At 64.6% G+C, this 19,766-nt stretch carries 17 protein-coding genes and 1 riboswitch; of the genes, 7 read left to right on the top strand and 10 right to left on the bottom strand.

Going from position 1 to position 19,766, the window contains the following annotated elements; translation table 11 throughout:
* Positions 1 to 8 precede the first annotated feature (8 nt).
* From BIWAKO_RS24515 to BIWAKO_RS24495, 5 genes are all read left to right on the top strand, one after another.
* The gene (locus BIWAKO_RS24515; protein ID WP_074471612.1) at positions 9 to 1,136 is read left to right on the top strand and encodes a ribonucleotide-diphosphate reductase subunit beta; all 1,128 of its coding nucleotides are present in this window, start codon (positions 9 to 11) and stop codon (positions 1,134 to 1,136) included.
* A gap of 131 nt (positions 1,137 to 1,267) precedes the next feature.
* A riboswitch (cobalamin riboswitch) is annotated at positions 1,268 to 1,477 on the top strand.
* Between the two features lie 276 nt (positions 1,478 to 1,753).
* Entirely contained in the window at positions 1,754 to 2,782 is a 1,029-nt protein-coding gene (locus tag BIWAKO_RS24510) for an ABC transporter substrate-binding protein (RefSeq protein ID WP_069880877.1), read from the top strand.
* An 8-nt stretch (positions 2,783 to 2,790) separates the two neighbouring features.
* Entirely contained in the window at positions 2,791 to 3,816 is a 1,026-nt protein-coding gene (locus BIWAKO_RS24505) for a FecCD family ABC transporter permease (protein WP_371332055.1), read from the top strand.
* Positions 3,813 to 4,580, top strand: a complete 768-nt coding sequence (locus tag BIWAKO_RS24500) for an ABC transporter ATP-binding protein (RefSeq protein ID WP_069880875.1) — start codon at positions 3,813 to 3,815, stop codon at positions 4,578 to 4,580. Before BIWAKO_RS24505 ends, BIWAKO_RS24500 begins: the two co-directional genes overlap by 4 nt.
* Positions 4,581 to 4,597: 17 nt before the next feature.
* A complete protein-coding gene (locus tag BIWAKO_RS24495; protein WP_069882749.1) occupies positions 4,598 to 5,257 on the top strand; it encodes a class I SAM-dependent methyltransferase in 660 nt (219 codons plus the stop codon).
* A gap of 11 nt (positions 5,258 to 5,268) precedes the next feature.
* Here the strand turns inward: BIWAKO_RS24495 and BIWAKO_RS24490 are convergent, their stop codons facing one another.
* From BIWAKO_RS24490 to BIWAKO_RS24475, 4 genes are all read right to left on the bottom strand, one after another.
* Entirely contained in the window at positions 5,269 to 7,209 is a 1,941-nt protein-coding gene (locus BIWAKO_RS24490; protein ID WP_201788644.1) for an aminodeoxychorismate synthase component I, read from the bottom strand.
* A gap of 44 nt (positions 7,210 to 7,253) precedes the next feature.
* Positions 7,254 to 8,876 (bottom strand): ABC-F family ATP-binding cassette domain-containing protein, encoded by a 1,623-nt coding sequence (locus BIWAKO_RS24485; RefSeq protein WP_069880874.1) that lies wholly within the window; start codon positions 8,874 to 8,876, stop codon positions 7,254 to 7,256.
* A gap of 103 nt (positions 8,877 to 8,979) precedes the next feature.
* On the bottom strand, positions 8,980 to 10,524 hold the full coding sequence (locus BIWAKO_RS24480; protein WP_069880873.1) for a VOC family protein: 1,545 nt from the start codon (positions 10,522 to 10,524) through the stop codon (positions 8,980 to 8,982).
* A 57-nt stretch (positions 10,525 to 10,581) separates the two neighbouring features.
* Entirely contained in the window at positions 10,582 to 11,076 is a 495-nt protein-coding gene (locus BIWAKO_RS24475) for a class I SAM-dependent methyltransferase (protein ID WP_069880872.1), read from the bottom strand.
* A 182-nt stretch (positions 11,077 to 11,258) separates the two neighbouring features.
* Here BIWAKO_RS24475 and BIWAKO_RS24470 point away from each other — a divergent pair, with 182 nt between their 5' ends.
* Complete coding sequence (locus BIWAKO_RS24470; RefSeq protein ID WP_069882747.1) at positions 11,259 to 12,239, top strand: Bug family tripartite tricarboxylate transporter substrate binding protein; 981 nt, start codon at positions 11,259 to 11,261, stop codon at positions 12,237 to 12,239.
* Between the two features lie 23 nt (positions 12,240 to 12,262).
* Here BIWAKO_RS24470 and BIWAKO_RS24465 read toward each other — a convergent pair whose 3' ends face one another.
* Both BIWAKO_RS24465 and arfB read right to left on the bottom strand, forming a co-directional pair.
* Positions 12,263 to 12,727 carry a regulatory protein RecX gene (locus BIWAKO_RS24465; RefSeq protein ID WP_244523536.1) on the bottom strand — a complete coding sequence of 155 codons (465 nt, stop codon included), beginning with the start codon at positions 12,725 to 12,727 and terminating at the stop codon, positions 12,263 to 12,265.
* Positions 12,728 to 12,821: 94 nt separating this feature from the next.
* The gene (gene arfB, locus BIWAKO_RS24460) at positions 12,822 to 13,241 is read right to left on the bottom strand and encodes an alternative ribosome rescue aminoacyl-tRNA hydrolase ArfB (protein WP_069880870.1); all 420 of its coding nucleotides are present in this window, start codon (positions 13,239 to 13,241) and stop codon (positions 12,822 to 12,824) included.
* Positions 13,242 to 13,278: 37 nt separating this feature from the next.
* Between arfB and mazG the strand changes: the two genes are divergently transcribed.
* Positions 13,279 to 14,124 carry a nucleoside triphosphate pyrophosphohydrolase gene (gene mazG, locus BIWAKO_RS24455; RefSeq protein ID WP_069880869.1) on the top strand — a complete coding sequence of 282 codons (846 nt, stop codon included), beginning with the start codon at positions 13,279 to 13,281 and terminating at the stop codon, positions 14,122 to 14,124.
* A 97-nt stretch (positions 14,125 to 14,221) separates the two neighbouring features.
* Here mazG and hflX read toward each other — a convergent pair whose 3' ends face one another.
* From hflX to BIWAKO_RS24435, 4 genes are all read right to left on the bottom strand, one after another.
* Positions 14,222 to 15,607 (bottom strand): GTPase HflX, encoded by a 1,386-nt coding sequence (hflX, locus tag BIWAKO_RS24450; protein ID WP_244523535.1) that lies wholly within the window; start codon positions 15,605 to 15,607, stop codon positions 14,222 to 14,224.
* Between the two features lie 4 nt (positions 15,608 to 15,611).
* Positions 15,612 to 15,860 carry an RNA chaperone Hfq gene (gene hfq / locus BIWAKO_RS24445; protein WP_069880868.1) on the bottom strand — a complete coding sequence of 83 codons (249 nt, stop codon included), beginning with the start codon at positions 15,858 to 15,860 and terminating at the stop codon, positions 15,612 to 15,614.
* A gap of 212 nt (positions 15,861 to 16,072) precedes the next feature.
* Positions 16,073 to 17,440 carry a nitrogen assimilation response regulator NtrX gene (gene ntrX, locus BIWAKO_RS24440; protein WP_069880867.1) on the bottom strand — a complete coding sequence of 456 codons (1,368 nt, stop codon included), beginning with the start codon at positions 17,438 to 17,440 and terminating at the stop codon, positions 16,073 to 16,075.
* A complete protein-coding gene (locus BIWAKO_RS24435) occupies positions 17,437 to 19,719 on the bottom strand; it encodes a sensor histidine kinase NtrY-like (protein ID WP_069880866.1) in 2,283 nt (760 codons plus the stop codon). Before BIWAKO_RS24435 ends, ntrX begins: the two co-directional genes overlap by 4 nt.
* Positions 19,720 to 19,766 lie beyond the last annotated feature (47 nt).

Genomic DNA, 19,766 nt, shown 5'->3' with positions numbered 1-19,766 from the left:
TATTCATCATGCTCGACTGGTCAGACAGCAAGCCTGCCGCCGCCCTCGATCTCAATCCGGCCGCGGCCGGCGGAACCCATGCCGATGCCACCGGCCTCGGCGAGATCGATCGCTCCGGCGGCCGCGTCAGCGTCGACGAGAAGCGGATGATCAACTGCCGCGCCGATGTGAACCAGCTCCTGCCGCTCAAGTACAAATGGGCCTGGGAGAAATACCTCGCCGGCTGCAACAACCACTGGATGCCGACAGAGGTCTCGATGCAGGCCGATATCGCTCTGTGGAAGTCGAAGGACGGGCTGACCGACGACGAGCGCCGTGCGATCAAGCGCAATCTCGGCTTCTTCGCGGCCTCGGAAAGCCTCGTCGCCAACAACATCGTGCTGGCGATCTACCGCCATCTCACCAATCCGGAATGCCGGCAGTACCTGCTGCGCCAGGCTTTCGAGGAGGCGGTGCACACCCACACCTTCCAGTACATCGTCGAGAGCCTCGGCCTCGACGAGGGCGAGCTCTTCAACATGTATCGCGAGGTGCCCTCGATCACCGACAAGGCGGCCTGGGCCCTGAAGCATACCCAGCATCTCGACGATCCCGATTTCGAGACCGGCACGCCCGAGGCCGATCAGGCCTTCCTGCGCGACCTCGTCGCCTTCTACGTGATCTTCGAGGGCATGTGGTTCTACACCGGCTTCGCCCAGATCCTGTCGCTCGGCCGGCGCAACAAGATGGTCGGCATCGCCGAGCAGTACCAGTACATCCTGCGCGACGAGAGCATTCATCTGAATTTCGGCATCGACGTGATCAACCAGATCAAGATCGAGAACCCGCATCTCTGGACCAAGGCCTTCCAGGATGAACTGCGCGGCATGATCCGCGACGCTGCCGAACTCGAGGCCGCCTATGGCCGGGACACCATGCCGCGCGGTTTCCTCGGCCTGAATGCTGCGCTCTGCGAGCAGTACATGCATTTCATTGCCAACCGCCGTTGCGCGCAGCTCGGCCTCGCGCCGGTCTTCGCGGAAACGGAAAACCCGTTCCCCTGGATGAGCGAGGCGATGGACCTGAAGAAGGAGAAGAATTTCTTCGAGACCCGCGTCATCGAATACCAGAACGGCGGCGCCCTGAGCTGGGAGTAGGCCGAGAAAGATGGGCCACCGCGCTACAGGACTCCGTCAGCAGGCGGCTCAATCTCGATAATCGCGTCGTCATGCGCAATCAGAGCCTCCAACGGACTGGCCTGCAGCTTGACGCCGCCTTGGGCCCCTCTATGGTCGGCCGCGATCAAGGTTCCTCGGGTCCAGGCCCGAAGCTAAGAGGGAATTCGGTGAGGCGCCCTGCGCCGAATCCGAGGCTGCCCCCGCAACTGTAAGCGGCGAGCTCTTCTCCCATCGTCCACTGGCGCTCTCGCGCCGGGAAGGCCGGGCGAAGCCAGCGCTGACCCGCGAGCCAGGAGACCTGCCCTGATCGCAGAAGCGTCTTTCGGGCGGGGTGTCCGGGGGGATTTGCGTCGGCGGCAGGTCGTGGACCGACACCCCCGAACCTATCCGCTCAAGCTCCCGGCTCGTCATCTCGGGGAGCGATGAATTCCATGTCCATGATGCTGAACCACGCCGTCGCAGCCGCGGCAGAGCGCTTGACGCAGACGTATCGAGCAGTCTATCAAAATTGTAATACTGTTACATTACAGGGTCAGCCATGCGAGGGCCCCGCGCCTCGCGAGGCATGCCGCCGCTCGACGCTATCGGAGACTTCAATGCGCAGCGCCGCACGCCTTTCTTGCCTTTCGTTCGTCGCAGCCATCGGCATGTCGATGTCCGGAGCGGCCTTGGCCGCGCCGACGCAGTATCCGCTGACGCTGGAGAATTGCCGGGAGACGATAACGTTCAACCAGGCGCCAAAGCGCGTCGTGGCGGTCGGACAGACGCAGACCGTAATCCTCTACGCACTCGGGCTCGGCGACAAGGTCGTGGGCACAGCCGTGTGGTTCAGCCCTGTTGCGAAGCCCTATGAGGCGGTCAACGCCAAGGTGAAGCGGCTTGCCGACAACGATCCGAGTTTCGAGGCGGTCGTCGCCCAGGAACCCGACCTCGTGACTGCGATGTTCGAATGGCACATCGGTCCCAACGGCATCGTCGGCAAGCGCGACCAGTTTGCGAAGCTGAAGGTGCCGACCTACGTCTCGCCCACCGACTGCGTCGGCAAGGACAATTCCGGGCCTGGCGACGGCGTTCGCACGCAGATGTTCACGATGGAACTCGTCTACCGCAATATTCGCGAGTTCGGGCAGATCTTCGATGTCTCCGATCGCGCCGAAGCTCTGGTCGCCGAATTGAAGGCGCGCGAGGACAAGGCGGTCGCTTCAGTTGCCGGGATCAAGCCGCAGGATGTTCCTGTCGTCGTCTGGTTCTCCAGCAAGGACATCAAGGGGGACGCCTTCCTGGCCGGCAAGAATGGCGTGCCTGCCTATATCCTGTCGAAGCTCGGCGCCCGGAACGTCATCACCACCAATGAGGAATGGCCGCTGGTCGGTTGGGAGACGGTCGCTTCCGCCAACCCTGCCGTCATCGTCGTGGTCAAGATGGATCGCCGGCGTTTCCCGGCAGACGACATCAATCTCAAGCTCGACTTCCTCAAGACCGACGCGGTTGCGAGCAAGCTCGACGCCAGCCGGCAGCAGCGGATCGTGATCATGGATGTCGGCGCGACCAGGGCCGGGCTTGATACGATCGACGGTATCGAGGCGCTGGCCAACGGCATCAAGAGCTTCGGCCTCACCAAGTGAGCCATGGAGTGGCTCGGCCCAACTGGTTGGCGAGGGGCGCAGTAGCGATCCTCGCCTTCGCCCTGCTGATACTCGCGATCGCGCTCGCCGTGACGATCGGCGAAATGTCGATCCCGCTTGCCACGGTCTTCAAGGCCGTCGGCAACGGGTTGTTCGATCTCGATTACCCCGTAAGCGCGATCCAGCAGGGCGTCATCTTCGACTACCGGTTGAGCCGGGCTGTGGTGGCGGCCCTCTGCGGCGGTGCGCTCGCGCTTTCGGGCGCGATCCTGCAGGCGCTTCTGCGCAATCCTCTCGCAGAACCTTATATCCTCGGGATCTCGGCCGGAGCCTCGACGGGTGCGGTCGCGGTGATGATCCTGGGCTTCGGCGGCGCTGCGCTCAGCATATCCGGCGGTGCCTTCCTCGGCGCCATTGCCGCGCTCGTCATCGTCGCCTTGCTCGCCGCAGGGGCCGGCGGCGCGACCGACCGTGTGATTCTCGCAGGCGTCGCCGGATCGCAGCTTTTCAATGCGGCGACCGCGACGATCGTCACCACGCTGGCCAGTGCCGAACAGGCCCGCGGCGTGATGTTCTGGCTCCTCGGCAATTTCGGGGGCGTGCGCTGGCCCGATGTCTGGCTCGCCACGCCAGTGGCCTTCGCGGGCTTCGCCGTCTGTATCTTCCATACAAAGGCGCTCGATGCGTTCGCCTTCGGGGCGGATGCCGCTGCCGCATTGGGCGTGGCGGTGACCCGTGTGCGCATCGTGCTGTTCGTGACGACAGCCGTCATGACCGCGACCATGGTCAGCATCGTCGGCACGATCGGGTTCGTCGGTCTCGTCATACCCCACGCGGCGCGCTTCCTGACGGGCCCGGCCCATGCCCGGCTGCTCCCGGCATGCCTGATCATCGGTGCGATCTTCATGATCCTGGCCGACATCCTGTCGCGGACGCTGGTGCCGCAGCAGATTCTGCCGATCGGCGTCGTGACGGCGCTGTTTGGCGCCCCGGCTTTCGCCTTCATACTCTATCGCGCAAGGCGACCGGCATGACACTGGCCGCGCGCGACGTCCGTTGGAGCGCCGGAGGGCGCATGATCGTGGACGGCGTGACGCTGCACGCCGAACCCGGAAAGATCCTCGGTCTCATCGGCCCCAACGGTTCGGGAAAGTCGAGCCTGTTGAGGCTGCTGTGTCGCCTGCGCAAGGTTGCAAGCGGCGTGGTGACGCTGGATGACCGCGAGATCGGCACCTTGTCGCGGCACGACCTCGCCCGGCGCCTGGCCTTTGTCGAGCAGCAGGCGACGACCGAAATCCAGCTCTCCGTATGCGACGTCGTCAGGCTCGGACGGACCCCGCATCGCGGCGCACTCGCGTCCTGGACAGCGGCCGACGAAGACGCGGTCGAGGCCGCGCTGGCACGCGTCGATATGGCCGATCGACATGACCAGTTCTGGCACACGCTATCGGGCGGCGAGCGCCAGCGCGTCCATATCGCGCGCGCATTGGCGCAAATGCCGAGTGAACTCATCCTCGACGAGCCGACCAACCATCTCGATATCCAGCACCAGCTATCGATTCTGACCCTGATCAGGCGCCTGGGTATCACCTGCATCATGGCCTTGCACGATCTCAACCTGGCATCGCTTTTCTGCGACGAGATCGCCGTGCTGCATGCGGGCAAGCTGGTCGATGCCGGGACGCCGGAAACCGTGATGACCGAAGCGCTGATCCAGCATGTCTTTGGTGTCGCGGTTTCCATCCGCCGCGCCGCATCGGGCCGGAGGCGCATCGAATACCTGATCGAACCCTTTTGAGGTGGAAAGAGATGACGATGCAGCGAAGCGTTGGGGCCGGCGTCACCGACTACTGGAACGCCCGTGCCCCTAAATTTGATGGTGCTGCCTCCCATGTTGCCCAGCGCGAGCTCTGGCAGGCCGTGCTTGAGGCGGCCTTCCAGGCGGATGGCCCCAAGGACGTTGTCGATCTCGGGACCGGGACGGGCGCTTGCGCCCTCCTTGCTGCGTCGCTGGGGCATCGCGTCCGCGCCTGCGACGGGTCTGCGAACATGCTTGAGGTCGCTCGTGCGGTGGCTCGGCAAGCCGGCCTCGCCATTGCGTTTCAGGACAGCACGATCGAAGCGGCCGAGATCGCTGATGCGTCCGCCGATATCGTCACGCTCCGCAATGTCCTCTGGACGCTCGAGCGCCCCATTGAAGCGTTGCTGCAGGCCCATCGTATTCTGCGACCGGGCGGTCTCGTGCTCGTATCCGACGGATTATGGTCGGTGGCTCCTCAATATCGTTCCACCTATCCAGAGGAGCTTGCCGCACGGCTACCCCTGCATGATGGCTTGACGGAAGCCGCAGCGCAGGACCTGCTCACGCGAGCGGGTTTCACCGGGTTCAGACGCTGGCAGCACCTGTTCCCCGCTTCCCCCTATCCGGGAAATGTTCCCGTCTTCGTCCTGACCGCGCGCTCACTCGCTGGCTAGCCTCGAAGGCTTCAGCGCGTCAGTCGAGCGGGCCTCAAGCCGCGCAGGCTATTGCCCAGGAACCAGTGCTCGGCTTGAGCGAGATCGCCGGGCCGCAGTTGCTGCTCCAGGGCCCGTCCGCTCTCGATCAGGGTCTGGCGCAGCACGCCCGGCAAGAGACCATCGGACAGGGGCGGTGTGAGCAGGAGCCCGTCCCGCTCGACGAAGATGTTGCTGCGCGTTGCTTCGGTGACAAAGCCCGCGCGGTTTTGGAAGACGGCTTCATCGGCGCCGCGCTCGACGGCTGCCGCAAATGCAGTCTCGTAGGTACGACGGCGCGTTGTCTTGTATCGCAGGAATGGGTCGCCCTCGTCGGCCCTTGCGGCGGCGAGGACGACCTCGAGAGGCCGGTCTGGCTCGGCAGCGAGCACTGGTGCGGCGACATCGAGCATGCCGTTGCGATGGAGTTCGAGGCGGATACGGCGCAGCCCTTGCGGCGCAAAGGTCTCGACCAGCGCAGCGAGACGCGTTTCCGCCTCATCGCGGTCGAAGCGGAAGCCGAGCGCCTTTGCCGAACGGTCCAGGCGGCCGAGATGCAGGGGCAGCCGTGCAAAACCGGTCTCGTGCGACCAGCCCAGCGTTTCGATCAGCCCGTAATCATCGGCGAGGTCGGTCAGGACACGGGCCTTCAACAGGCATTCGAAATACTCGTCCGCAGCACGCGAATCCGTGACGATGCCGCCGCCAACGCCATAGCGGCCGGCACCCCCTGGAAAGATCGTAGCCGTGCGGATTGCGACATTGAAGCGAAGATCGCCATTGGGCGAGATCTGCCCAATTGAACCGGTATAGAGATCGCGCGCCCCGTCCTCGAGTTCGCGGATGATCTCCATCGCCCGCAGCTTGGGCGCGCCGGTGATCGAGCCGCAGGGGAAGACAGCCCGCAGCAGGTCTTCGAGCGAGAGGCCAGGACGCAACCTGGATGTCACCGTCGACGTCAGCGTGTGAAATGTCGGATAGGTCTCGACCCGGAAGAGGCTTGGCACTTCGACCGACCCCATGGCGCTGACCCGTCCGAGATCGTTGCGTAGCAGGTCAACGATCATCAGGTTCTCGGCGCGTTGCTTGGGGTCGGCCTGCAACTGTTCCATGGCGGCGCGCTCCGCCTCCGGTCCGTCGCGTCGCGGTGCTGTTCCCTTCATCGGGCGCGTCGTCGCCCGCCCCGACTCGACCTCGAGAAAGAGCTCCGGCGAAACCGACAGGATCGTCGCATCGTCGATGGCGACGATGCCGCCATGCGCCACGGGCTGGCTCGACCGCAAGGCTGCATAGAGCGCGAGGGGATCGCCCTCGTAGCGAAAGTCGATCGGAAAGGTCAGGTTGACCTGGTAGGCGTCGCCGGCGTGAAGATAGTCCAGCACACGCTGGATCTTGGCCGCGTGCGCTGGCGCATCGAGCTGCGGACGAACAGCGCCGAGTGGAGGCGGAGGCCCCAGTGCTCCAAACGCCTGGTCCAACTGCGCTGCAGGAAGCTGCAACGGCGCCCGAAACAGCCCGAACCACAGCAGGGGAAGCGCCCTCGCCTGCGGGATCGACGCGACGAGGCGTGGCTCGAAGGCGTATCCCAGCTCGTAGCTCAGGAAGCCGGCGGCATGCAGCCCCCGGGACAGGCCGTCTTCGATTCTACCGAGCGCAGACGAGATCTCCTCGATATGGTCGCATCGAACGACCTCGACCGGATCACAATAGAGTTGGGCCGATGCGGCCGCCGCGAGCCGGTCCTCCAGCAGCACGAAGGGGCGCCGCGTCGTGAGCATGGTGTCGATTGCAGGCGGCATCGGCGGCGTGGTTTCTGATTGGAGTGCAGAGGCTGCGCTCGAAGCGGCTTCGCGGATCGCGGCAATGCCTCGCTCCGATGGCAGCCTGGAATTGTAGGCCCGATCGCGTCCCGCCGTGAGCCTGACGAGAGCCACGCCGAATGCTCAGCGAGCCGTGGCCAGGGAGCTCCGCTGCCAGCTCAGCTCCGCAGGCCGGGAGCCTCCTGGCCCGTGCGCGCTACGTATTCCGTATAGCCGCCGCCATAGGTGTGAACGCCCTCGGGGGTCAGTTCGAGAACCCGGTTGGACAGTGCGGCAAGGAAATGGCGGTCGTGCGAGACGAACAGCATGGTCCCCTCATATTGCGCCAAGGCCGTGATGAGCATCTCCTTCGTCGCGATATCCAGGTGATTGGTGGGCTCGTCCAGCACCAGGAAGTTCGGCGGATCGTAGAGCATCTTCGCCATCACCAGCCGGGCCTTCTCGCCACCGGACAGGACCCTGCACCGCTTCTCGACATCGTCGCCGGAAAAGCCGAAACAGCCGGCCAGTGCACGCAGGGAGCCCTGCCCCGCCTGGGGAAACGAGTCTTCAAGCGACTGGAACACGGTGGCGTCACCGTCCAGCACCTCCATGGCGTGCTGGGCGAAGTAACCCAGCTTGATGGTGCCACCCAGCGCGACCGTGCCGTCGTCCGGCTCGGTGGCTCCCGTCACCAGCTTCAACAGCGTCGATTTGCCGGCGCCGTTGATGCCCATCACGCACCAGCGCTCCTTGCGGCGCACCTGGAAATCAAGCCCGTCATAGATGCTGCGGCTGCCATAGCGCTTGTGCACGTTCTTCAGGGTGACCACGTCCTCGCCGGAACGCGGTGCTGGCAGGAATTCGAACTGGACAGTCTGGCGGCGCTTGGGCGGCTCGACGCGGTCGATCTTCTCTAGCTTCTTCACACGGCTTTGCACCTGCGCGGCATGCGAGGCGCGCGCCTTGAAGCGCTCGATGAAGTTGATCTCCTTGGCGAGCATCGCCTGCTGGCGCTCGAACTGGGCCTGCTGCTGCTTCTCGCTGAGCGCGCGCTGCTGCTGGTAGAACTCGTAATCGCCCGAATAGGTCGTCAGCGCCCCACCGTCGATCTCGACGATCTTGTCGACGATCCGGTTCATGAATTCGCGGTCATGCGAAGTCATGAGCAGCGCGCCGTCATAGCCCTTCAGGAAGTCCTCGAGCCAGATCAGGCTCTCCAGGTCGAGATGGTTGCTCGGCTCGTCGAGCAGCATGGCGTCTGGGCGCATGAGCAGGATCCTGGCCAGCGCGACGCGCATCTTCCAGCCGCCGGAGAGAGCACCGACATCGCCGTCCATCATCTCCTGGCTGAAACCGAGGCCGGCGAGCACCTCGCGCGCCCGCCCATCCATGGCGTAGCCGTCGAGCTCCTCGAACCGTCCCTGGACCTCGCCATAGCGCGTAATGATCTCGTCCATCTCGTCTGCGCGGTCGGGATCGGCCATGGCAGTCTCGAGCTCCTTGAGCTCGGTCGCGACGGCACTGACCGGGCCCGCGCCGTCCATGACCTCGGAGACGGCGCTGCGGCCGGACATATCGCCCACGTCCTGGCTGAAATAGCCGATCGTCACGCCACGATCGACAGCCACGAGGCCCTCGTCGGGCGCCTCCTGCCCCGTGATCATGCGGAAGAGCGTTGTCTTGCCGGCGCCATTGGGGCCGACAAGGCCGACCTTCTCTCCTTTCTGGAGCGCCGCGGATGCCTCGATGAAGACAATCTGCTTGCCGTTCTGCTTGCCGATGTTCTCGAGACGAATCATGCTTCTACGGGACCAAATTCCAGGGAGGTCCCGCGCCTTTAAGCCATGGGCCGCGCCCACGGAAGGGTTTGCCTGCAATTCATTCAGCTCTTCCTGAGGATCTTCAGCGTGCCGCCAGCCAGACCTTGGCAGCGGCCGCATCGGCCTCCGACAGCTCATGTCCCGCTGCGATCACTTGCGCATCGACCTGGGCGCCGGCTTGCCTCAGCCGCGTTTCCAGCTCCGCTGCCTGCACACCAAAGGGATCGGAAGCCCCGGCCAGGATCAGGATATCCGCCCCTGCAAGGTCGGTCTCCTGCGGCGGTTCGAGCACGTTCATCGCGCGCAGCAGGATGGCCCTGCGGATCGGGCCAGGATGGATCTGCATCATCGCGGCAAGGAAGTTCGCGCCGTTGGAATAGCCGAGATAAGTCGTGCGTGCCGGGTCCAGCCCGTAATCCTTTGTCGCACTCTCGACAAAGGCCGCGAAGGCGGCGGCCTCGGCACGAATATCGGCCTGATCGAATTCGGTCGGCGACGATCGGCGAAACCAGCGTGCCGTCCCCTCCTCGGTGCTGCGTCCACGCACGCCGAGCAAGGTCGCTTCCGGCGCGATCCGGTGCGCCAGCGGCATCAGATCCGCCTCGTTGCCGCCGGTGCCGTGGAGCAGCACGAGAGTGGTGCCGTCCGTCGTTGCGGGCACATGGAAACGGTGCACGAAGGGCAGATCGCGATAGGTCATGCGAGGTTCCCCCGGCAGGGAGAATTGCGGCAGCACGACACGGATCTCGGAGGCCCGGCTGGCATCAGATGGAGGAACCATCAGGCTGGTTCCAAGCCTGTCCTCGGGCTCGTCGACCGTAAATCCCGGGCCGTCGCTCGCCAGTTCAATCAGGGTTCCGCCGGGTTCGCGAACATAGAGAGAGGTGAAGTATTTCCTGTCGTGAAGCGTGGTGACCGAGGAATTGAGGCGTGCCAGAGAACTTTCGATGGCCTTCACTGCAGCCTCATCCCTCGCCCGGAAGGCGACATGGTCTGCGATGCCCGTGCCTGGAGCACCGGGCCAGAACCCGCCGGCATCGCGGATATCGATGACGTCGCCACTGTCGGACACCATGCGCTGAACAGCCGACGTGGCCGCGGCTGGCCGGTAGCCGAAGCGTGCGACGAAGGCGGTCGTTTCCTCCCGCGTTTCGGACAGGATGGTTGCGCCGCGGACCCGGCGGATCGCATCCTCGGGAGCGATCCCGGGAGCCTGCCATGGCGCCGCGGCCGCCATATCCGTACCCACGAGCTTCACGATCACCCCGTCGGGGTCGCGCAAACGCAAGACGGGCTCGCCGAATTCCTGCTTCGGTCCCTCAGTGGGCACACGCTGCGTCAGTGCCCGCGTCAGCCAAAAGCCGATGCTCGCCGGTGGCACGGCCAGCGCGATCTCGCTCACCTGCCCATGTCCGACCCGACCTGGCGAGCCGTCCTGCCAGACGAGAAAGGTGACGAGCGAGCCAGGCGAACCCAGGCGGTCGCCGTAGAACAGGTGGAGTTGCTCCGCATCCTCGTAGCCGCCGGTCTGCTTGACGAGGCGCAGGCCGAGGAAGCCGACGTAGAAATCGACATTGGCCTGCGCATCACGGGTGATCAGAGTGAGGTGGTGGATGCCTCCGGTCATGTCGTCTCCTCAGACAGGCCTCGGCTGGCCATCGGCTCAGGCTTGCGAGTGCGCACTTTACGGAGCCGCGCGGCGATAGGCGAAGTAACGCCCTTCCGGGATACCATCGGGGAGTGAAACGGCAACCAGCGCAGGGTGTTCAAGATTGGAGCCGCTGATGATGAGTGCATCGTCCTGCGCGAGTGCGGCAACATGCTCCGGCAACCAGGCCAGATGGATTCGGTCGCGTTCCGGCACACCTGTTGTGGCGTCGACATGGATCAACGCGGCACTGCGGCCATGGCGCTCCACGAAGTCCGGTAGCGTCTTTGCCATGTCGCCGAGCACCAGCGCGCTCTCCGGAGGCATCGAACGCGGATTGGCCCTGGCCTCACGGTCGAAGGCATAAATCTCCCGCTTCGGCAGGATTTCGCGCAGATGATCGTATGTGCGGCCATTGCCGAGGCCAAGCTCGAGCACGAGCCCATTGCTGTTGGTGACGGACTTTGCCGCCCAGTCGAGGATGCGGCGCTGGGCTTCGAGGCGGCGGATAAAACTGTCGAGGCGGCTCATGAAAAGCGTCTGTCTCCGGCATCGGCGCAATCGCAATTGCGGGCGTAGCATCGGCCAAATGGCTTGCTTGTCATTTGCTGCGGCCGATGCCCTAATCCATTTAGATGCATACAGAATGCCGCAATGGCATCGCGTCAATGGCCATCAAGAGCCTGGTTTCGTTTCAGGGAGGACGAGCATTCATGATCAAGTCTAGCTGGCTCATTGCGCTGGCGGTATCCGCGGGTTTCGGCGTGGCGGCCGCTGCTCCGGCGCAGGCCCAGGCCTGGCCGCAGAAACCCATCACCTTCATCGTGCCCTTCCCGGCCGGCGGCGGCACCGATGCCTTTGCCCGGCCGATCGCCGCCCAGCTCGAGCAGCAGCTCGGGCAGCGCATCATCATCGACAATCGTGGTGGTGCCGGCGGGACGGTGGGCGCTTCGGCAGCGGCGCGGATGGCTCCGGACGGCTACACCTTCTTCGTTGGGGCCGCGCATCATGCGATTGCGCCTGCGCTCTATCCGAAGCTCGACTACAATATCCAGACCGATTTTGTTCCGGTTGGAGTCATCGCCCAGCCGCCCCAGGTTGTCGTCGTCCATCCGGGCAAGGTCCAGGCCAAGACGCTGGCCGAGCTGATCGACTACGCCAGGAAAAATCCCGACAAACTCAACTACGCATCAGCGGGAAACGGCACGACGCACCATCTTGCAGGTGAACTCTTCAAGCTCGTCACCAAGACCAACCTGACCCATGTTCCCTACCGCGGTGCCGGACCAGCGATGCAGGATCTGGTCGCTGGCCAGGTCGATGTGATGTTCGACGGGCTTGGCTCCTCGGCCGCACAGGTGCAAAGCGGTGCGCTGCGTGCCCTGGCGGTCGCCGCCCCGGCGCGGTCGGATGCCATTCCGGACGTACCGACCGCCAAGGAGGCCGGCCTTGACGGCTACGAGGTCGCGACCTGGTACGCCATCTGGGCGCCGAAGAACACGCCGGACGAGATCGTGACGCGCATGCGCGGCGAGATCGAGAAAGCGCTGAAGGCTCCGATGATCACCGAAGCCTGGAAGAAGAACGGCTCCACGATTCCTGCGATCTACGGCGCCGATTTCGGCAAGTTCGTCACAGCTGAAGTGGCTCGTTGGGGCAAGGTCGTCGGCGACGCCAAGATCAAGCTCGACTGAAGCGCCCTTCCCGGACATGGCGATCAGCTTTCGTCGCCCGCGCCGTCGATCACGGCGCGGGCGACTGTCATCGTAAAGCCAGCCCGGGCGAGCGCCGCGAGGTCCTTCTGGCGGTTCTCGGCACGGTCCCTGCGGCTCCAGGGCCCAAGTCGCTTGCGTCGGGCGGCGATCCGCGCCGCAGCCAGTTCCTCATCCTCGGTGGTGCGGCTCGCCTCCGCGACCAGCTCGCGCCCGACACCCTTGGCCGCAAGTCGCGCGGCAACGGCGCGGGCGGACTGCCCCTTTCGGCGCAAGGTTGCCGCCCGCCCTTCCGCAAAGCGCCTGTCATCGACCAGCCCTGCCGCAACGCAGCGCGCCACCGTTTCATCGATAAGTGCGGCGAAGGATTGGGGTTCGTCGCCATGGTGACGGCAACTCATCATCACCTTGCGCTGGAGGACGCGCTGCAACTGCCCGGCAGGGGCCGAGTAGCGCTCAAGATAATGCATCGCCGCTCGCTGCAGATAATCGGCACTGATCCGCCGTGGCGGTTTGCGCGGACCGGCGCTGTGCGGAACCCCGCCCCCATTGGCACCGCTCATTCTAGTCCAGACCAGGTTTCGATCGTGCCGACTTGACCGATGAGCGCCGGTCCTTGCTTTGCAGGCGGCGCTCCTTGGATGCTTTCGTCGGCTTGGTCGGCCGGCGTGTTTCGGGGCGGACCGCAGCCTCGCGGATCATGTCCAGCAGGCGCTCCAGTGCCTCCTCGCGATTGCGCTTCTGGCTCCTCTGCGCCTGGGCGACGATGACGATGACACCGTCCTGCGTCAGCCTGCTGCCCGCGATCTTCATCAGCCGGATCGCCACATCATTCGGCAGGGACGGAGATCGGCGCGCATCGAACTTCAACTGGACCGCGCTCGACACCTTGTTGACATGCTGCCCTCCTGGCCCGGAGGAGCGCACGAAGCTTTCCTCGAGCTCGCTCTCGTCGAGGGTAATGGACGGGGTGACTTGAATCATGGGAGGACGGTAGCTCAACCTCTGGAGAATTGCAGCGTTGAAGCCCTCTCGCGATATTGCCCGGCTGATCGAGATCATGGCGGCGCTACGGACCCCCGGCACCGGCTGCCCCTGGGATTTGGAGCAGGACTTTGCTTCGATTGCGCCCTACACGGTCGAGGAGGCCTATGAGGTCGCAGACGCGATCGCGCGCGGTGACAAGATCGATCTCCAGGACGAACTCGGCGACCTGCTGCTTCAGGTGGTTTTCCATGCGCGCATGGCCGAGGAAGAAGGTGCCTTCGCCTTTGCCGATGTGGTCGAGGCGATCACCAGCAAGCTGATCCGCCGCCACCCACACGTCTTCGGCGATGCACGGGACCTCTCACCGGCGGAGGTCAAGGCGCTCTGGCACCGCATCAAGGCACAGGAGAAGGCTGACAAGGCCGCCGCGCACCGCGCTGCCGGGTTGCCCGAGACCAGCGAGGACAGGGGTGTTCTCGCGGGCGTGCCCCATACCTTGCCTGCTCTCACCCGCGCCTGGAAACTCCAGGCCAAGGCCTCGACCGTCGGGTTCGATTGGAACGATGCCAGGCTCGTTCTGGACAAGATCCGCGAGGAAACGGCGGAGATCGAGGAGGCGCTTGCGGGCGGCAGCAAAGACGCCATCCGGGAGGAGATCGGAGACCTGCTCTTCGTCGTCGCCAACCTGGCGCGTCATGTCGATGCCGACCCTGAAGGGTGCCTCAACGCGGCCAACACCAAGTTCGAACGCCGGTTCCGGGGAATCGAAGACGCACTTGCCGCCGAGGGTCGGGACGCGAAGGATGCGACGCTCGACGAGCTGGAAGCGCTCTGGCAGGCGGTAAAGCGGACGGAAAAGGCGAAGGCCGGCTCTGGCTAGAGGGTCGGCCCGAAAGGTGGCTTGCGGTTCTCGGGAAAGCCGATGCAAACACATCGGGCCATCACATCGGATCCGATGTGATATCTGGCCCGATGATCTAACCTTGGCGCTCTGCCTGGGGAAAACGCGCCCCAAACGCCCCTTCCCGCTCCGGCGGGAGCCGCACGGTCAAGGCGAGAGCGCCGTCCTCGGCATCCTCGCGGCTGAGGACCTCGCCATTGCTGTGCAGCCAGGCAAGCGACTTGCCGTCGCCGGGCTCGAGCGTGAGGCGGTAGACCGGCCGGCTGCGCGCGATGCGGGTTTCGATCGCGTCGGTCAGACGATCAACCCCTTCTCCCGTCAAAGCTGAAACCAGGACGGGACGTGAGGTAACCGGCCTGAGCTCTGCCAGCGCAAGCTGCCGGTCGTGCTCTTCTCCAACAAGCAGGTCGGCTTTGTTCCAGACCTCGACGACGCGCTGCCCGTCGTCCGGATCGATGCCGAGATCCCTCAGAATGGCCTGCACATCGGCCGCCTGGGCCTGCGTATCGTCATGAGCGAGGTCGCGCACATGTAGCAGCACGTCGGCTTCGATCGCATCCTCGAGCGTGGCCCGGAAGGCGGCGATGAGCTGGGTCGGCAGGTCCGAAATGAATCCGACGGTGTCGGAGAGCATGATGCGGGCGCCATGCGGCAGCTTGATTGCGCGCGCGGTCGGGTCGAGCGTCGCAAACAGCATGTCCTGGGCCAGGACATCGGCAGAGGTCAGTCGATTGAACAGCGTCGACTTTCCAGCGTTGGTGTAGCCAACCAGCGCAACAACCGGATAAGGCACGCGTTTCCGACTGGCACGATGCAGCGAACGAGTACGTTTCACCGTATCGAGATCGCGTTCGATCTTGGTCATCCGCTCCTGGATGACGCGCCGGTCGGCCTCGATCTGCGTCTCGCCAGGACCGCCAAGGAAGCCGAAGCCGCCACGCTGACGTTCCAGGTGGGTCCAGGACCGCACCAGGCGGCTCTTCTGGTAATTGAGGTGGGCGAGTTCGACCTGCAGCGCGCCCTCCTTGGTGCGGGCGCGCCGGCCGAAGATCTCAAGGATCAGGCCGGTTCGGTCGATGACCTTGCAGCCCCAGGCCTTTTCAAGATTGCGCTGTTGCACCGGCGACAGCGCGCAATCCATCACGACGAGGCCGATCTCCTCGTTGGTGATGCGCTCGGCGATCTCCTCGACCTTGCCCTTGCCGAGATAGGTCGCCGGTCTCAGCGCCGTCAGCAGCGCAGAGATGGGCTCGACCACGGAAAGATCGATCGCAGCCGCAAGCCCCACCGCCTCGTCCAGCCGCGCGGCGAAGGAGCGTTGATTCGCATCCGCCGCCGCGCCACGGCGCTGCAGGTAAGGGCCGATGACGAAGGCACGGGTATTGGCCGCGATGTCGCGCTCGATCTCGTCGAGCGGCTTCACCCCGGCCGGTACGTCGTCCGTGCCCGAGCGCCCTGCCACGGCCTCAGGCCTTGTCCGTTTCCTCAGGCTCGAAGAGCTGGACCGGATGGCCGGGCATAATCGTCGAGATGGCATGCTTGTAAACGAGCTGCGAATGTCCGTCGCGACGGAGCAGCACGCAGAAATTGTCGAACCAGGTGACGACGCCCTGCAGCTTCACGCCGTTGACGAGGAAAATCGTCAGCGGAATTTTCTGCTTGCGGACGTGATTGAGGAAGGTGTCCTGAAGGTTTTGAGCCCGCTCTGCGGCCATGTTCAGCCCCTGTTGTTGGGATCGCGCTTCGGGTTGCGTTGGCGATCCAATTCGTTCCGTTCAGCGTCCGGCCGAGCGCCGGGGCATTTCGGAACACCGATAGGTCATTAGACCGCGTGCATATGCTGCAATGCAAGTGGTTCGAAAGGCATGCGCAGCAGAAAGTCCTGCGTTCGACGCAGGCGCACATGCAGATCGCGCCTGCCTCTCCGTCAACCGACCCCGAGCGACTTCAGCTTGCGGTGCAGGGCCGAGCGCTCCATGCCGATAAATTCGGCCGTGCGTGAGATATTTCCGGAGAAGCGGGCGATCTGTGCGATCAGATACTCACGCTCGAAAATCTCGCGCGCATCGCGCAGTGGCAGGCTCATCAAGCGTTCGCCGCCTGACCCCGACGGCGTCGTCGGCACCATGGCACCGACCTCGGCGGGCAGCATCTCGATGGTGATGTCGGCGCTCGGGTCCCCCTTGGTCAGAATCATCAGCCGTTCGACATTGTTGCGCAGCTCGCGGACGTTGCCTGGCCATTCATGCGACTGCAGAACCGCCATCGCGTCGCCGCCGATTCTGCGCTTCGGCAGGCCGGTCGCGACCGAGATCTGGTCCATGAAGAACTCGATCAGTTCTGGCACGTCCTCGCGCCGCTCGGAGAGTGACGGTACGCGCACCGGCACTACGCTCAGCCGATGATAGAGATCCTCGCGGAAGCGTCCGTCGGTGATCAACTGGGCGAGATCGCGGCTGGTCGAAGAAATGATGCGGACGTCGACATGGACGCGCGTCGCGCCGCCGACGCGCTGAAAATTCTGATCGACGAGAACGCGCAGGATGCGGTTCTGCGTCTCTCGCGGCATGTCGCCGATTTCGTCGATATAGAGCGAACCGCCATGGGCTTCCTCGAGCGCTCCGACCCGGCGGGAACGGCCCTCCCCGCCCTCGACGCCAAAGAGCTCCTCCTCCATCGTTTCCGGCGTGATCGTCGCTGCGTTGATGACGATGAAGGGGCCGGTTGACCGGCTGGAGGCCTCGTGCAGGGTCCGGGCGGCCAGTTCCTTGCCGCATCCCGGCTCGCCGGTGATCAGCACACGCGCATTGGTGGGCGCGACGCGGTCGATGGTCTGGCGCAACTGGTTGACGACGGTCGACTTGCCGACGATCCTGCTTGCCTGCACCGAGCGCGTCTTCAGTTCGCGCACTTCGCGCCGCAGCCGCGACGCCTCGAGCGCGCGCTCCGCGACCAGGATCAGCCGGTCGGCCTTGAACGGCTTCTCGATGAAGTCATAGGCACCGCTCTTGATGGCGGACACCGCAGTCTCGATGTTGCCGTGACCGGAGATCATCACCACCGCAAGGTCCGGATGGCTCTCCTTGATCAGGTCGAGCACCTGCAAGCCGTCGAGCCGGCTGCCCTGCAGCCAGATGTCGAGAAAGACCAGGTTCGGCCGGCGGGCCGCGATCGCCGCCAGAGCCTCGTCCGCCGATCCCGCCTTGCGCGTGCGGTAGCCCTCGTCCTCGAGCAGGCCGGAAACCAGTTCCCTGATGTCGACTTCGTCGTCTACGACCAGAATGTCAGCGCTCATTCCTGAGTTCCGTTCTGCTTGTTCATGGCGATATCGGCGGGCTTGCCACCGGATTCGGCATCATCGGGTTGCTGCTCCGGCCCGGCTTCGGGGAACCAGAGCCTGACGCGCGCGCCGCGTCCGCCTTCATGGACGTCCGGTCGGTCGAGCAGTTCGATGCCGCCGCCATGGTCCTCGAGGATCTTGCCGACAATCGCGAGACCGAGGCCGGTGCCGCCCTCGCGTGTCGTCATATAGGGTTCTAGCAGTTTCTGGCGCTGATCGATGGGCAGGCCTTTGCCGTTATCGATGACGTCGATGATGATCGTGCCATCCTCGCGGCGCTGGAAGGAGACATCGATCCTGCCGGGGCCGCGTTGGTCCATCGGCAAGGCTTCGATCGCTTCGGTGGCGTTCTTGATGACATTCGTGAGCGCCTGGGACATCAGCCGGCGGTCGAACTGCGCCAGAACCGGCTCCGCAGGCAGGTCCTCCGACAAGGTCAGCTCCGGATTGCCGACGCGCATCAGGAAGACGATTTGGCGCACCGTCTCGACGATGTCCTCGCGCTCCAGTGAGGGCTTTGGCATGCGCGCGAAGGACGAGAACTCATCGACCATGCGCCGGATATCTTCGACCTGGCGCACGATCGTCGCCGTGCACTGCTCGAAGATTTCCTTGTCGTCGACGATCACGCGGCCGAATTTACGCCGGATACGCTCGGCCGAAAGCTGGATCGGCGTCAGCGGATTCTTGATTTCGTGCGCAATGCGCCGTGCGACGTCGGCCCAGGCCGCTGTGCGCTGTGCCGAGACCAGATCGGTGATGTCATCCAGCGTCACGACGAGGCCTGCGCCGGCCCCTTCGCCTTCGCGAACGGCGCGGACATTGACCATTCGGTCGTGGCCAGCACGCGTGATCGCAATCTGGCCGGAGCTTTGCCTCTGCCGATTATGCAGCGCCTCGGCAACGAAACCTGCGATTTCGGGAGCGACCTGACCGATCGGCTCGCCCAGCAGACGCCCGCCGGCGCCAAGCAGGATTTCAGCCGAGCGGTTCATGATGGTGATGTGGCCGTCGGCATCGAGGCCCAGCACGCCGGACGACACACCCGACAGGACCGTTTCGGTGAAGCGCCGTCGTCGATCGATGACTTCGCTGGCCGTGACCAGCCCGTCGCGCTGCCGACGCAGCTCCGCCGTCATCTTGTTGAAGGTCTCACCGAGATGAGCGAGGTCGCCCTCCGATCGTCGTATCGGGACCTGGACATAGAAATTGCCGCTGGAGACCTGGTCGGTCGCGTGGATCATCCGCCGTATCGGTGCCACGAGCCCGTTGGCGAAACTGAGCCCGATCCAGATCGCCGAGAGCAGCAGGATGACGGCGATCAGGGCATACATCGAGGCAAAGGCGATCTGCACGCCCTTCCGGCGTGCATCGATCGAGAGATACTCGACGGCAGCGCCACGGGCGACGGCCGGAAACTCGACCGCGAGCGGGTTCACCTCACGGGCGACATAGAGGAAAGCGTTGTCATAGGTCGGCAACTTGACCAGCGCGCCGAAGATGCGCCCGGTCGAGGGCAGTACACAGATCGGCTCGGGCGAGGATTGAGCATCCTCGAACGCGGCTTCATCGGGTTTCGGTGCATCGCGCAGCACATCGATATTCGCCCTTACGAGGACCGTCGCCGGCGGCCGCATGATCGTCGCGACCGGGACTCCGAGCGCCGTGGCACGGGCTGTCAGGAAGTTCTCGAACCATTTGCGGTCGGCATCGAAGGCAGGTTTCGCCCGCGTCAGATCGTCCGCCAGCACACGGATTTCGCGGCCGAGCGACTGGCACTGGCCCGCCGCATAGGCGTCAGCGACCTCGACCGATTTGAAGATGGCATCGCGCATCCGATCCGAGAACCAGGGCTCGAGGCCGCGCTCGATGGTGACGGTCGCGATCACCGCCACGAGCACCGCCGGCAAGGCGGCAATGATGCTGAACAGGCCGACGATGCGGACATGCAACCCCGCGGCCGCAGCCCCGGCACGCCTCGCCCGGATCAGCACAGCCGTCTCGAACGCGACGATGATCAGCAGCAGCAGGATCAGGAAGCCGTTGAGCACGAAGACGCCGATGACGACCTCGTGCACTGGCACGATGGGAGTCGCGCCGGACAGGACAAGGAAAGTCACCAGTGCCGAGACGAGCGCGAATACGACGACGAGGGCCCCGAGCCAGCCCGAGACGCGTCGCGGCGTATCCTCGCCACGCGGCGTGATCCTGATATCGCTGATGGAGGCGGTCACTCTGTCTCAACAACTCCGCAAATGCCGGACGCAAGGGTACCCGGCTC

Source organism: Bosea sp. BIWAKO-01, assembly GCF_001748145.1.
In the GTDB taxonomy this organism is placed as follows: domain Bacteria; phylum Pseudomonadota; class Alphaproteobacteria; order Rhizobiales; family Beijerinckiaceae; genus Allobosea.
Note: the sequence above shows the minus strand (reverse complement) of the source record. Positions and strands in the feature narration are given on the sequence as shown.

Excerpts from the sequence above, each read along its gene's own strand:
- BIWAKO_RS24515 (WP_074471612.1), top strand. The coding sequence starts at position 9 with ATGCTCGACTGGTCAGACAGCAAGCCTGCCGCCGCCCTCGATCTCAAT.
- BIWAKO_RS24510 (WP_069880877.1), top strand. The coding sequence starts at position 1,754 with ATGCGCAGCGCCGCACGCCTTTCTTGCCTTTCGTTCGTCGCAGCCATC.
- BIWAKO_RS24500 (WP_069880875.1), top strand. The coding sequence starts at position 3,813 with ATGACACTGGCCGCGCGCGACGTCCGTTGGAGCGCCGGAGGGCGCATG.
- BIWAKO_RS24495 (WP_069882749.1), top strand. The coding sequence starts at position 4,598 with ATGCAGCGAAGCGTTGGGGCCGGCGTCACCGACTACTGGAACGCCCGT.
- BIWAKO_RS24485 (WP_069880874.1), bottom strand. The coding sequence starts at position 8,876 with ATGATTCGTCTCGAGAACATCGGCAAGCAGAACGGCAAGCAGATTGTC.
- BIWAKO_RS24480 (WP_069880873.1), bottom strand. The coding sequence starts at position 10,524 with ATGACCGGAGGCATCCACCACCTCACTCTGATCACCCGTGATGCGCAG.
- BIWAKO_RS24475 (WP_069880872.1), bottom strand. The coding sequence starts at position 11,076 with ATGAGCCGCCTCGACAGTTTTATCCGCCGCCTCGAAGCCCAGCGCCGC.
- BIWAKO_RS24470 (WP_069882747.1), top strand. The coding sequence starts at position 11,259 with ATGATCAAGTCTAGCTGGCTCATTGCGCTGGCGGTATCCGCGGGTTTC.
- BIWAKO_RS24465 (WP_244523536.1), bottom strand. The coding sequence starts at position 12,727 with ATGCATTATCTTGAGCGCTACTCGGCCCCTGCCGGGCAGTTGCAGCGC.
- arfB (WP_069880870.1), bottom strand. The coding sequence starts at position 13,241 with ATGATTCAAGTCACCCCGTCCATTACCCTCGACGAGAGCGAGCTCGAG.
- hfq (WP_069880868.1), bottom strand. The coding sequence starts at position 15,860 with ATGGCCGCAGAGCGGGCTCAAAACCTTCAGGACACCTTCCTCAATCAC.
- ntrX (WP_069880867.1), bottom strand. The coding sequence starts at position 17,440 with ATGAGCGCTGACATTCTGGTCGTAGACGACGAAGTCGACATCAGGGAA.